At 56.0% G+C, this 13,461-nt stretch carries 10 protein-coding genes; 5 read left to right on the top strand and 5 right to left on the bottom strand.

From position 1 onward, the window contains the following. Positions 1 to 45 precede the first annotated feature (45 nt). Positions 46 to 258 (top strand): 50S ribosomal protein L31, encoded by a 213-nt coding sequence (rpmE, locus tag ACJ9N4_RS15000; RefSeq protein WP_003862040.1) that lies wholly within the window; start codon positions 46 to 48, stop codon positions 256 to 258. A 48-nt stretch (positions 259 to 306) separates the two neighbouring features. Here the strand turns inward: rpmE and metJ are convergent, their stop codons facing one another. After that, positions 307 to 624: a met regulon transcriptional regulator MetJ gene (gene metJ, locus ACJ9N4_RS14995; protein ID WP_006179183.1), complete on the bottom strand. Its 318-nt coding sequence runs from the start codon at positions 622 to 624 to the stop codon at positions 307 to 309. Positions 625 to 900: 276 nt separating this feature from the next. On the opposite strand from metJ, the gene metB reads away from it, so the two are divergent. From metB to katG, 4 genes are all read left to right on the top strand, one after another. Next, positions 901 to 2,061: a cystathionine gamma-synthase gene (gene metB / locus ACJ9N4_RS14990; protein WP_182273274.1), complete on the top strand. Its 1,161-nt coding sequence runs from the start codon at positions 901 to 903 to the stop codon at positions 2,059 to 2,061. 2 nt (positions 2,062 to 2,063) lie between these two features. Beyond that, positions 2,064 to 4,496 carry a bifunctional aspartate kinase/homoserine dehydrogenase II gene (locus ACJ9N4_RS14985; RefSeq protein WP_411500597.1) on the top strand — a complete coding sequence of 811 codons (2,433 nt, stop codon included), beginning with the start codon at positions 2,064 to 2,066 and terminating at the stop codon, positions 4,494 to 4,496. Positions 4,497 to 4,699: 203 nt separating this feature from the next. Beyond that, on the top strand, positions 4,700 to 5,590 hold the full coding sequence (gene metF / locus ACJ9N4_RS14980; protein ID WP_411500596.1) for a methylenetetrahydrofolate reductase: 891 nt from the start codon (positions 4,700 to 4,702) through the stop codon (positions 5,588 to 5,590). A 210-nt stretch (positions 5,591 to 5,800) separates the two neighbouring features. After that, the gene (katG, locus tag ACJ9N4_RS14975; RefSeq protein WP_182273277.1) at positions 5,801 to 7,981 is read left to right on the top strand and encodes a catalase/peroxidase HPI; all 2,181 of its coding nucleotides are present in this window, start codon (positions 5,801 to 5,803) and stop codon (positions 7,979 to 7,981) included. A gap of 64 nt (positions 7,982 to 8,045) precedes the next feature. Here the strand turns inward: katG and ACJ9N4_RS14970 are convergent, their stop codons facing one another. From ACJ9N4_RS14970 to ppc, 4 genes are all read right to left on the bottom strand, one after another. Further along, positions 8,046 to 9,149 carry a glycerol dehydrogenase gene (locus ACJ9N4_RS14970; RefSeq protein ID WP_182273278.1) on the bottom strand — a complete coding sequence of 368 codons (1,104 nt, stop codon included), beginning with the start codon at positions 9,147 to 9,149 and terminating at the stop codon, positions 8,046 to 8,048. Positions 9,150 to 9,161: 12 nt separating this feature from the next. Next, positions 9,162 to 9,824 carry a fructose-6-phosphate aldolase gene (fsa, locus tag ACJ9N4_RS14965; RefSeq protein WP_411500595.1) on the bottom strand — a complete coding sequence of 221 codons (663 nt, stop codon included), beginning with the start codon at positions 9,822 to 9,824 and terminating at the stop codon, positions 9,162 to 9,164. A 128-nt stretch (positions 9,825 to 9,952) separates the two neighbouring features. Beyond that, positions 9,953 to 10,717: a helix-turn-helix transcriptional regulator gene (locus tag ACJ9N4_RS14960; RefSeq protein WP_182273280.1), complete on the bottom strand. Its 765-nt coding sequence runs from the start codon at positions 10,715 to 10,717 to the stop codon at positions 9,953 to 9,955. Positions 10,718 to 10,769: 52 nt separating this feature from the next. Beyond that, entirely contained in the window at positions 10,770 to 13,421 is a 2,652-nt protein-coding gene (gene ppc / locus ACJ9N4_RS14955) for a phosphoenolpyruvate carboxylase (RefSeq protein WP_182273281.1), read from the bottom strand. Positions 13,422 to 13,461: the final 40 nt, after the last annotated feature.

The raw sequence follows: 13,461 nt of genomic DNA, 5'->3' as shown, positions 1-13,461 counted from the left end.
GCGTTAGGGCTGGAAGAGCGACGCGGCCTTAACTGAGGTTCTCCCATGAAAAAAGATATTCACCCTAAATACGAAATGATTACTGCAAACTGCTCTTGCGGTAACTCTATCCAGATCCGCTCCACCGTGGGTCACGATCTGAACCTGGACGTGTGCGGCAAATGCCACCCGTTCTACACTGGTAAGCAGCGTGATGTTGCAACCGGTGGCCGTGTTGACCGCTTCAACAAGCGTTTCAGCATCCCGGGCGCGAAATAAGTTTCCCGAAAAAAAGGCACCGCAAGGTGCCTTTTTTGTATCTGCTTCTCAGTATTCCCACGTATCCGGGTCGATACCCAGTTCACGCATGATCACCTTTGCCTCTTCCGGGATTTCATCACTACGCTCTTTGCGCAGATCGTCATCGTTCGGCAACGGTTGGCCGGTAAATGCATGCAGAAACGCTTCGCACAGCAGTTCGCTGTTGGTCGCGTGACGCAGGTTGTTCACCTGACGACGCGTGCGTTCATCGGTGAGGATCTTCAACACCTTCAGAGGAATGGAAACCGTAATTTTTTTTACTTGTTCACTCTTCTTACCGTGCTCAGCGTATGGGCTGATATATTCGCCGCTCCATTCAGCCATGAGATACCTTTAATCCTCTCAGTCATTAATCTAAAGGTGCAAAACCTGTAACCGTCCGTTTTGAACCGTAATCTTGCGTAGTTTACCGTAGAGACGATACCGTGGCACGGATATTGCCGCTGTAGCGTGCACTAAAGCGTATAATTTTAACGGCTATTTGCGCATTGCTCAATCTATACGCAAAGAAGTTTAGATGTCCAGATGTATTGACGTCCATACTTTCAGTGTTTACTCTGGTGCCTGACTTTTCACCTAATTAGCCAGGAAGCCTTCACCATGACGCGTAAACAGGCCACCATCGCAGTGCGTAGCGGATTGAATGATGACGAGCAGTACGGCTGTGTTGTCCCGCCGATTCATCTTTCCAGTACTTACAATTTCACCGGATTTAATGAACCCCGTGCGCATGACTACTCGCGTCGTGGTAACCCTACGCGTGATGTTACCCAACGCGCGCTGGCGGAGCTGGAAGGCGGTGCAGGGGCAGTGTTAACCAATACGGGGATGTCTGCCATTCACCTGGTGACGACGGTGTTCCTGAAACCGGGTGACCTGCTGGTTGCCCCGCATGACTGCTACGGCGGCAGCTATCGTCTGTTTGATAGCCTGGCAAAACGTGGCTGCTATCGCGTGCTGTTTGTCGATCAAAACGACGAACAGGCGCTGAAACAGGCGCTGACAGAGCAGCCGAAGCTGGTGCTGGTGGAAAGTCCAAGCAATCCATTGTTGCGTGTTGTCGATATTGCGAAAATTTGTCAGCTCGCAAGGGATGCAGGAGCGATAAGTGTAGTGGATAATACCTTCCTCAGTCCGGCCCTTCAGAACCCACTTGCACTGGGTGCAGATCTGGTATTGCATTCATGCACTAAATATCTGAACGGCCATTCTGACGTGGTAGCGGGCGTGGTGATTGCCAAAGATCCCGACGTTGTCACCGAACTGGCATGGTGGGCCAATAACATCGGCGTCACCGCAAGTGCCTTCGACAGCTATTTGTTGTTACGCGGTATTCGTACGTTGTCGCCGCGCATGGAAGCGGCGCAGCGTAATGCTCAGGCAATTGTCGATTTCCTGAAAACGCAGCCGCTGGTGAAGAAGCTTTATCACCCGTCGTTGCCTGAAAATCAGGGACATGAGATTGCCGCGCGCCAACAGAAGGGATTTGGTGCGATGTTAAGTTTTGAACTGGATGGCGACGAGCAAACGCTGCGTCGCTTCCTGAGCGGGTTGTCATTGTTTACGCTGGCGGAATCCTTAGGTGGGGTGGAAAGCTTAATCTCCCACGCCGCGACCATGACGCACGCAGGTATGGCACCAGAAGCACGTGCCGCCGCCGGTATTTCTGAGACGCTGCTGCGTATCTCTACCGGTATTGAAGATTCTGAAGATTTAATTGCCGATCTGGAAAATGGCTTCCGGATCGCAGCCAAGGGGTAATCATGAGTGTGATAGCGCAGGCAGGGGCGAAGGGTCGTCAACTGCACAAGTTTGGTGGTAGTAGTCTTGCTGATGTGAAGTGTTACCTGCGTGTCGCAGGGATCATGACAGAGTATTCACAGCCGGGTGACATGATGGTTGTCTCCGCGGCTGGCAGCACCACCAATCAGTTGATTAGCTGGCTGAAATTGAGCCAGACCGATCGCCTTTCTGCGCATCAGGTGCAACAGTCATTACGCCGTTACCAGTGCGAGCTGATTGCCGGCTTGCTGCCAGCGGACGTGGCGGACGGGCTGATTAGCGCCTTTACTCATGACCTTGAGCGTCTGGCTGCACTGCTGGACAGCGGCATTACCGATGCGGTGTATGCTGAAGTGGTCGGCCACGGTGAAGTGTGGTCTGCGCGCCTGATGGCTGCCGTGCTGCAACACCTTGGTGTGGACGCCGCCTGGCTCGATGCGCGTGACTTCCTGCGTGCCGAACGTGCCGCGCAGCCGCAGGTCGATGAGGGGCTGTCTTATCCGCTACTGCAACAGCTGCTGGTGCAACACCCCGGCAAACGCATTGTGGTGACAGGGTTTATCAGCCGCAGCAATGCAGGCGAAACCGTGCTGCTTGGGCGTAACGGTTCTGACTACTCTGCGACGCAAATCGGTGCGCTGGCGGGGGTTTCCCGCGTCACCATCTGGAGCGACGTGGCCGGTGTTTACAGCGCTGACCCGCGTAAAGTGAAAGATGCCTGCCTGTTGCCGCTGCTGCGTCTCGACGAAGCCAGTGAGCTGGCGCGTCTGGCGGCACCGGTTCTGCACGCCCGTACGCTGCAGCCGGTATCCGGTAGTGACATCGACCTGCAGCTTCGCTGTAGCTACACCCCGGATCAGGGTTCCACACGCATTGAACGCGTGCTGGCTTCTGGTACCGGGGCGCGTATCGTCACCAGCCACGACGACATCTGCCTGATTGAGTTCCAGGTGCCTGCCGGCCAGGACTTCAAGCTGGCGCACAAAGACATCGACCTGATCCTGAAGCGTGCGCAGGTGCGTCCGCTGGCCGTTGGCGTACACAATGACCGCCAACTGCTGCAGTTCTGCTACACCGCTGAAGTGGCGGACAGCGCGCTGAAAATTCTTGATGAAGCGGGCTTGCCTGGCGAGCTTCGTCTGCGTCAGGGGCTGGCACTGATAGCGATGGTGGGCGCAGGCGTCACCCGTAACCCGCTGCACTGCCACCGTTTCTGGCAGCAACTGAAAGGCCAGCCAGTTGAATTTACCTGGCAGTCGGAAGAGGGCATCAGCCTGGTGGCCGTTCTGCGTAAAGGGCCAACCGAGAGCCTGATCCAGGGGCTACATACTTCCCTGTTCCGGGCGGAAAAACGTATCGGCCTGGTGCTGTTCGGTAAAGGTAACATTGGTTCCCGCTGGCTGGAGCTGTTTGCGCGCGAGCAAATTACGCTTTCGGCGCGTACCGGGTTTGAGTTTGTGCTGGCGGGCGTGGTGGACAGTCGTCGCAGCCTGCTGAACTATGAAGGTCTGGATGCCAGCCGTGCGCTTGCATTCTTTAATGATGAAGCCGTTGAGCAGGATGAAGAGTCGCTGTTCCTGTGGATGCGCGCGCACCCGTACGACGACCTGGTCGTGCTGGATGTTACGGCGAGTGAACAGCTTGCCGATCAGTACCTTGATTTCGCCAGCCACGGGTTCCACGTGATCAGCGCGAATAAGCTGGCGGGTGCAAGCAGCACGGATAAATACCGTCAGATCCACGATGCGTTTGAAAAAACCGGTCGTCACTGGCTCTATAACGCCACGGTGGGCGCGGGTCTGCCGGTTAACCATACCGTGCGTGATTTGATTGAAAGCGGTGACAGCATTCTGGCGCTGAGCGGCATCTTCTCCGGTACGCTCTCCTGGCTGTTCCTGCAGTTCGATGGCACCGTCCCGTTCACCGACCTGGTGGATCAGGCGTGGCAGCAAGGTTTAACCGAACCCGACCCACGCGTTGACCTGTCCGGTAAAGACGTGATGCGTAAGCTGGTGATCCTCGCGCGTGAAGCGGGCTATGACATTGAGCCTGGTGCTGTTCGCATGGAGTCGCTGGTGCCTGCGGGCTGCGAGGAAGGATCTGTCGATCACTTCTTCGAGAATGGTGATGAGCTGAACGACCAGATGGTGCAGCGTCTGGAAGCCGCACGTGAGATGGGTCTGGTGCTGCGCTATGTGGCGCGTTTTGAGGCAAACGGCAAAGCGCGCGTGGGTGTGGAGGCGGTTCGTCCAGAACACCCGCTGGCCGCACTTCTGCCGTGTGATAACGTCTTTGCGATTGAAAGCCGTTGGTACCGTGATAACCCGCTGGTGATCCGTGGCCCGGGAGCGGGGCGCGATGTCACCGCCGGAGCGATCCAGTCCGACATCAATCGTCTGGCTAAGCTGCTGTAATATCACTTGTTCCCTCTCCCAGTGGGAGAGGGAATGTCTCACCATCATGAATTTCCCTCATCTTCCCTGAACATTCCTCACCATTCCTGGTGATTATTTCTGTTGACGCCACTCCGCTTTTCCGTCATTTTTACATCTGGACGTCTAAACGTATAGAAGTTCGCAATACAACACACAACGACACGCGATTGATGAGGTAAGGTATGAGCTTTTTTCACGCCAACCAGCGGGAAGCCCTGAATCAGAGCCTGGCCGAAGTAAACGGCCAGATTAACGTCTCTTTTGAATTTTTCCCGCCGCGCACCAGTGAAATGGAGCAAACCCTGTGGAGCTCTATCGATCGCCTGAGCAGCCTGAAACCCAAGTTTGTCTCCGTGACCTACGGTGCCAACTCCGGTGAGCGCGACCGTACGCACAGTATTATTAAAGGCATTAAAGAGCGTACCGGTCTGGAAGCGGCTCCGCACCTGACCTGCATCGACGCTACCCGCGATGAACTGCGTGCCATTGCCCTGGACTACTGGAACAACGGTATTCGTCATATTGTCGCCCTGCGCGGTGACCTGCCGCCGGGCAGCGGTAAGCCGGAAATGTATGCTGCTGACCTGGTGACACTGCTGAAAGACGTGGCGGACTTCGATATCTCCGTTGCCGCTTACCCGGAAGTTCACCCGGAGGCGAAAAGCGCTCAGGCGGATCTGCTCAACCTGAAGCGTAAAGTGGATGCCGGTGCCAACCGTGCCATCACGCAATTTTTCTTTGATGTGGAAAGCTATCTGCGTTTTCGCGACCGCTGCGTCTCTGCGGGCATCGACGTCGAAATTATTCCGGGCATTCTGCCGGTGTCTAACTTCAGGCAGGCGAAGAAATTTGCTGACATGACCAACGTGCGCATTCCGCTCTGGATGTCTAAAATGTACGAGGGACTGGACGATGACCCGGAAACACGCAAGCTGGTGGGCGCAAATATCGCGATGGACATGGTGAAAATTTTAAGTCGTGAAGGGGTGAAGGATTTCCACTTCTATACGCTAAACCGCGCGGAAATGAGTTACGCGATTTGCCACACGCTCGGTGTTCGACCTGGCGTGTAAGCAAGCAAAAGCCCTCTCCGGAGGGTTTTTTGATTTCTAAGGGTTTTATTTTCCCGCCATATCAGCAATTCTGCCTTTGACGTACAAAGCCCATGTTTTTTACATGGTTAATTGAACGGAATTATCTATCGAATCTGTGGGTCATCCCAACTATACCTTATCAATAAGGGCGTATATCGTAACGGTAACACTGTAAAAGGGAGCATAGCGATGAGCACGTCAGACGATACCAATAAAGCGGCATCTATCGGCAAATGCCCGTTCCATCAGGGCGGCCATGACCAGAGCGCGGGGGCAGGAACCTCAAGCCGCGACTGGTGGCCAAAACAACTCCGCGTAGATCTTCTTAACCAACACTCCAACCGTTCGAACCCACTGGGTGAAGACTTCGATTACCGCAAAGCCTTCAGCAAACTTGATTACGCTGCCCTGAAGGGCGATCTCAAAGCACTCTTAACCGACTCTCAACCGTGGTGGCCTGCCGACTGGGGCAGCTATGCTGGCCTGTTTATCCGTATGGCCTGGCACGGTGCAGGTACCTATCGCTCCGTTGACGGACGTGGTGGTGCCGGACGCGGTCAACAGCGCTTTGCGCCGCTGAACTCCTGGCCTGATAACGTAAGCCTGGATAAAGCCCGCCGTCTGCTGTGGCCTATCAAGCAAAAATACGGACAAAAAATCTCCTGGGCTGACCTGTTTATCCTCGCGGGTAACGTAGCGCTGGAGAACTCTGGCTTCCGCACCTTTGGTTTTGGTGCCGGGCGTGAAGACGTCTGGGAACCGGATATGGACGTAAACTGGGGTGACGAAAAAGCCTGGCTGACCCACCGTGACCCGGAAGCGCTGGCGAAGCGTCCTCTGGCCGCCACCGAAATGGGGCTGATTTACGTTAACCCGGAAGGGCCTAATGCCAGCGGTGAACCGCTGTCAGCGGCGGCGGCTATTCGCGCCACCTTCGGCAACATGGGCATGGACGACGAAGAAACCGTTGCGCTGATTGCGGGCGGCCATACGCTCGGTAAAACCCACGGTGCAGGTGAGGCGACCCATGTCGGTGCCGATCCGGAAGCCGCGCCGATTGAAGCGCAGGGCCTGGGCTGGGCCAGCACACTCGGTACCGGCGCTGGCGCAGATGCCATCACTTCCGGGCTGGAGGTGATCTGGTCGCAAACCCCGACCCAGTGGAGCAACTATTTCTTCGAGAACCTGTTCAAATACGAGTGGGTGCAGACCCGCAGCCCGGCAGGTGCTATTCAGTTTGAAGCCGTGAATGCGCCAGACATTATGCCTGACCCGTTCGACCCGTCGAAAAAACGCAAACCCACCATGCTGGTGACCGACCTGACGCTGCGTTTCGACCCGGAATTCGAGAAAATCTCCCGTCGCTTCCTGAACGATCCGCAGGCCTTCAACGAAGCTTTTGCTCGCGCATGGTTCAAGCTGACCCACCGCGATATGGGGCCAAAAGCGCGTTACATTGGCCCGGAAGTGCCGAAAGAAGATCTGATTTGGCAGGATCCGCTGCCGCAGCCAGTGTTCGCCCCATCGAAAGAAGATATTGAGCGCCTGAAAGCGGAAATCGCGGCCTCTGGTCTCTCCGTCAGCGAACTGGTTTCTGTTGCGTGGGCATCTGCATCGACCTTCCGTGGTGGCGATAAGCGTGGCGGTGCTAACGGTGCGCGTCTGGCGCTGGCTCCACAGCGCGACTGGGACGTTAACGCTGCCGCCGTTCGCGCATTACCGGCTCTGGAGGCTATCCAGCGTACCACCAACAAAGCATCACTGGCCGATATCATCGTGCTGGCTGGTGGGGTTGGTATCGAGAAAGCAGCGAAAGCCGCAGGTGTTTATATCACCGTACCGTTTACGCCAGGCCGCGTGGATGCGCGTCAGGATCAAACGGATATCGAGATGTTCAACCTGCTTGCGCCGATTGCCGATGGTTTCCGTAACTACCGTGCGCAGGTCGATACGTCGACGACTGAGTCCCTGCTGATTGATAAAGCCCAGCAGCTGACGCTGACCGCGCCAGAGCTGACGGTGCTGGTGGGTGGTCTGCGCGTGTTGGGGGCAAACTTTGATGGCAGCAAGAATGGGGTGTTCACCGACCGTGAGGGCGTGCTGAGCAACGATTTCTTCGTGAACCTGCTGGACATGAACACCCAGTGGAAAGCGACCGATGCATCAAACGAGCTGTTTACCGGTAGCGATCGTGCCAGTGGTGACGAGAAATACACTGCAACCCGTGCCGACCTGGTCTTTGGATCTAACGCCGTTCTGCGTGCGTTGGCCGAGGTTTACGCCAGCAGCGATGCCAGCGAGAAGTTCGTCCGCGACTTTATCGCCGCATGGGCGAAAGTGATGGATTTGGATCGGTTTGACCTGCAGTAATAAAAATCCCCGCTTCGGCGGGGATTTTTTTGCATGGGGCGCTATGCCTCATCCGGCAACATGATTACTCCCACTCCTGCAAGAACCGCTGCCCGTACTGGTCGGCAACCAGCAGCGCCGCGTAAACCTGATCCGGCGTCGCGCCACCAGGCATGTTGTGAATAGTTTCACCTTCTGCACAAGATGCTTCCGCTATCAGACGCATTTTGGCCGGAATATCCTCTTTTATGTTCAGCTGTGCCAGCGTGATCGGTAACCCAACGCTATGGCATAGCGCCGCGACGGTTTCTATTTCTTCCACCGGCGCGTTTTCCAGCACCAGTTGCGTGAGCGTACCAAACGCCACTTTTTCACCGTGATAGAAGTGATGCGCATCCGGCACTGCCGTCATGCCATTGTGAATGGCGTGTGCCGCCGCCAGTCCACCGCTTTCAAAGCCTACGCCGCTCAGATAGGTGTTGGCTTCGATAATGCGTTCAAGAGCAGGCGTCACCACGTGCTGTTCCGCTGCCAGCATCGCTTTCTCACCTTCTTCAATCAGCGTGTTGTAGCACAGCTCGGCAAGTGCTAACGCAGCCTGCGTGCATTTCCCGCCCGCCATGGTGGTCGCGCCGCTGCGCGAGCAGGCGCGTGCTTCAAACCAGGTTGCCAGCGCATCGCCAATCCCGGCGGCAAGGAGACGTGCCGGAGCACCCGCCACTACCCTGGTATCCACGATCACCATGTTCGGGTTATGTGGCAGCATCAGGTAGCGATCGAACTCGCCGCTGTCGGTGTAAATGACGGAAAGCGCACTGCACGGCGCATCGGTGGAGGCGATGGTGGGGGCAATAGCGACCGGCACGTCCATAAAGTGTGCCAGCGCTTTGGCGGTATCCAGCGTTTTACCGCCACCGATCCCCAGCACTGCCATACAGTTGGCGCTATCGGCCAGTTTTCTTAAACGATCGATTTCATTTTGTGAACATTCGCCGCCAAATGGTGCGATTTCGACGTGGAGCTCTGCTTGTTTGAAGCTCTGACGCAGTGTTTCTTCAGCAAAACCCAGCACAAATTTATCGCCGACAACCAGCCAGCGATGTGCCAGTGGTTTCAGATAGTCGCCGAGACGGGTAAGCACATCAGCGCCCTGGACATATTTACCCGGCGATTGAATGATACGGTCCATAACAGTTCTCCCTTAGAGGTTGAGGTTACCAAACGCGTTTTTCCAGTCTTGCTCGAACTTCTCTATGGCTGACTCTACCGCCGGGGTGCCGAGCATTTGTTGCGCTACATCTAAAGGAAGTGTGATTGCCTCACATCCGGCGAGAAGGCAGTCCAGCGCCTGACGTGGCGTTTTAAAACTGGCGGCCAGCACCATGCTCCCAGGTGCGTGAAGTTCCAGCAGGGATTGCAGCTCCTGCACCATGCGAATGCCGTCGCCGCCCTGAGCGTCGACGCGGTTGACATACGGCGCGACATATTTCGCCCCCGCCAGCGCGGCGAGCAATCCCTGCGAGGCGCTGTAAACGGCAGTGCCTAGCGTGGTTATGCCCTCTTTTTTCAGCGCCTTGATCGCGATAAGCCCCTGAGCCGTCACCGGGATTTTCACCACGATGTCCGGGATGGCGTTACACAGGCGTTTGGCCTCCGCTACCATGCCTTCTGCGTCGCGGCTCATGGTTTGGGCAAACAGCGTACCTTCTGGTCCGATGGCCTTTTGCAGACGTGGCAACACCTCCCAGAGGGATTCACGGCTGGCGGCTACAATGCTTGGGTTGGTGGTGACACCCGCAATTGGAAAAATACGCGCCAGGCGTTCAACTTCCGCCACGTTGGCGGTATCCAGATACAGTTCCATTATTTTTCCTTAAGTCAGAAAGGTTGAATAAAGGATAAAGCTCGGCCAGGCGCGGCGGATACAGGTCAATTTTGCCAAATACTGGACAAATGTAATGTCCTTAGCGAAGTGAGAGAGCGATCACAATGCTATTTTTTGGCGATCAGCTGGCTGTGATACTGGCGACGATATTCGGAGGGGGAGCGTTCGGTGTGCTTGCGAAAGAGACGGCAGAAGTAGTTGCTGTCCGTAAATCCGCAACTTACGGCGATATCTTTGATTTTAAGATCGTAGCCTTTCAGCAGCTGGCGCGCGTGTTCCAGACGCGTTTGTGTCAGGTATTCGTTGAACCCTACGTTACCAATCTTCTGAAAGAGGTGGGAAAGGTAGTTTGGTGAGATGTAGAACGCCTGCGCCACGGATTCGCGAGTTAATACCGAAGCGTGATGTTCTTCGATGAAGCGGCGAACGGCGTCAAACAGGGCACGGCTGCGGCTGGCGGTGTGGATATCGCTGCCAAGCAGATCCCGGCAGTGGCTGAGCAGGCTTAATACCACCAGTCTTGCGGTATCCTGTTCATCTGGCTGCATCTGTAACTCGGTTAGCGTCTGGAGAAGAAAAGCGCCTGTTCGCGGGCCACGTCGGGGAATTTGTAACTGCTGCAACAGAGAGTTGTCGCGATGGAGCTCGAGAGCCAGGTGTTGTTTATCGAAGCTTAGGCTGAGCGAACTGGCGGGATGTTGTTGAACAATGCCTGATGAAGAAAATAATGCCTCGCATGGGTTATCAAGGGTAATTACGAGCAGGGGTGACGTGCGGGGGCGTTGTTCGGTTGGTGAGAAAAAATGCACCTGACCCAGCGGTAACGCACCGGTTATCAGATCGTTCAGAATTGGGGAGATGTCATGTTGCATGGTGAGACGACCAAAATTTGCCGGGCAGCGCCATGCCGCCCGGCATAAAACATTAGCCAGTGTTACGCATACCTGCCGCAACGCCTGCAATCGTCACCATCAGCGCTTGTTCAACGCGTGGATCTGGCGCTTTACCTTCCTCTTCCGCCTGACGGGAACGGTGCAGCAGTTCGGCCTGCAGAACGTTCAGCGGGTCGGTGTAGATATTACGCAACTGGATAGACTCGGCAATCCACGGCAGGTCAGCCATCAGATGTGAGTCGTTGGCGATATCCAGCACCACTTTGATGTCGCCTTGCAGCAGTTCGCGCAGCTCTTTACCCAGTGCCCACAGTTCTGGTTTCACCAGACGCTGATCGTAGTATTCCGCCAGCCACAGGTCGGCTTTCGAGAAGACCATCTCCAGCATCCCCAGACGGGTAGAGAAGAACGGCCAGTCGCGGCACATCGCTTCCAGTTCGCTCTGTTTGCCATCTTCCACCACTTTCTGCAGCGCTGCACCGGCACCCAGCCAGGCTGGCAGCATCAGACGGTTTTGCGTCCAGGCGAAGATCCACGGGATGGCACGCAGAGACTCGACGCCACCGGTCGGGCGGCGTTTCGCCGGACGTGAACCCAGCGGCAGTTTACCCAGCTCCTGCTCAGGTGTTGCTGAGCGGAAGTAAGGCACGAAATCTTTGTTTTCACGTACATAGCCACGGTACAAATCACAGGAGATATCCGACAGCTCGTCCATGATATGACACCAGGAGGCTTTCGGCTCCGGTGGTGGCAGCAGGTTCGCTTCCAGGATAGCACTGGTGTAGAGCGACAGGCTGCTGATGGTCACTTCCGGGAGACCATACTTGAAGCGGATCATCTCGCCCTGCTCGGTCACGCGCAGGCCACCTTTCAGGCTTCCCGGCGGTTGCGAGAGCAGTGCCGCGTGTGCTGGCGCACCGCCACGGCCAATTGAGCCACCACGGCCGTGGAACAGCGTCAGTTCAATACCGGCTTTTTCGCAGGTTTTGATCAGCGCGTCCTGTGCCTGGTACTGCGCCCAGGATGCGGCCATAACACCCGCGTCTTTTGCGGAGTCGGAATAGCCAATCATCACCATCTGTTTGCCCTGGATAAAGCCGCGATACCAGTCGATGTTCAGCAACTGGGTCATCACGTCGTTGGCATTGTTCAGGTCATCAAGGGTTTCAAATAGCGGGGCAACCGGCAGGGCATAGTCGATACCGGCTTCTTTGAGCAGCAGGTGAACGGCCAGCACGTCGGACGGCGTTTTCGCCATCGAGATCACGTAGGCTGCCACCGAGCCTTTCGGCGCATCAACGATCGCTTTACAGGTGTTGAGCACTTCACGGGTGTCGTTGCTTGGCTCCCAGTTGCGCGGCAGCAGAGGGCGTTTGGAGTTCAGTTCACGGATCAGGAAGGCCTGTTTGTCGGCTTCTGACCAGCTTTCGTAGTCGCCGATGCCGAGATAGCGGGTCAGTTCACCCAGCGCTTCGGTATGGCGGGTACTTTCCTGACGCACATCAATACGCACCAGCGGGACGCCAAAGCACTTCACGCGACGCAGGGTGTCGAGCAGTTCACCGTTGGCGATGATGCCCATGCCACAAGCCTGAAGTGATTTATAACAGGCGTACAGTGGCTCCCAGAGCTGCTCGTTCTGGCTCAGCAGTCCTTCCGGTTTCGGCAGGCGTTGTCCTTTCAGACGCGCTTCCAGCCAGGCCTGGGTGGCCATTAACTGGCTACGCAGCTTTTTCATCAGATAACGATACGGCTCGCTGGCCCCTTCCTCACCGGCCAGCTCACGCAGTTCTGGAGTGGCTTCTACCATCGACAGTTCGGAGATCAGCACCTGAATATCTTTCAGGAACAGGTCGGTGGCTTTCCAGCGGCTCAGCAGCAATACGTGGCGGGTGATTTCAGCCGTTACGTTCGGGTTGCCATCGCGGTCACCGCCCATCCAGGAGGTGAAACGTACCGGGACAAAATCAACAGGCAGGCGGTAGCCCAGGTTCTCTTCCAGCTGTTCGTTCAGCTCGCGCAGGTAGTTTGGTACACCTTCCCACAGGCTGTTTTCAACCACTGCAAAGCCCCACTTGGCTTCATCAACCGGGCTTGGGCGGTTCTTACGAATTTCGTCGGTGTGCCAGGACTGGGCAATCAGCTGGCGCAGACGGCGCATCAGCTGGTTACGTTCGTAGTCGGCAATGTCTTTGTGATCCAACTGCTTCAGGCAGTTATTCACTTCCACCATTTTGTGGATCAGTGTACGACGGGTGATCTCGGTGGGGTGCGCGGTCAACACCAGCTCAAGAGAAAGAGACTCCACCGCTTTTTGGATGGTGGCTTCGTTGAGGCCTGGCTGTTCTTTGAGTTTACGCAGCGTACGGGCAATGACTTCCGGGTTGCTGGCTGCTTCGCCGTTTGGAGAAATGCTGTGGTATTGCTCAGCGGTGTTTGCCAGGTTCAGGAACTGGCTGAACGCACGTGCAACAGGCAACAGCTCATCGTTGGACAGGTTCTGCAAGGTGGTAAGCAGCTCCTGACGATTGGCTTCGTTTCCAGCACGGGAAGATTTGGATAGCTTGCGGATGGTTTCAACGCGGTCGAGGATGTTCTCCCCCAGCGCATCTTTGATGGTATCTCCAAGCACTTTGCCGAGCATACTGACATTACTACGCAACGCGGAATATTGTTCGTTCATAAAAACCCAGTCACCCCATCATTTTTGTTTATGCCCAGTC

Origin of the sequence: Enterobacter sp. LM3, assembly GCF_046622475.1 — a bacterium.
In the GTDB taxonomy this organism is placed as follows: Bacteria; Pseudomonadota; Gammaproteobacteria; order Enterobacterales; family Enterobacteriaceae; genus Enterobacter; species Enterobacter cloacae_P.
This window is presented reverse-complemented; position numbering and strand designations above follow the sequence as displayed.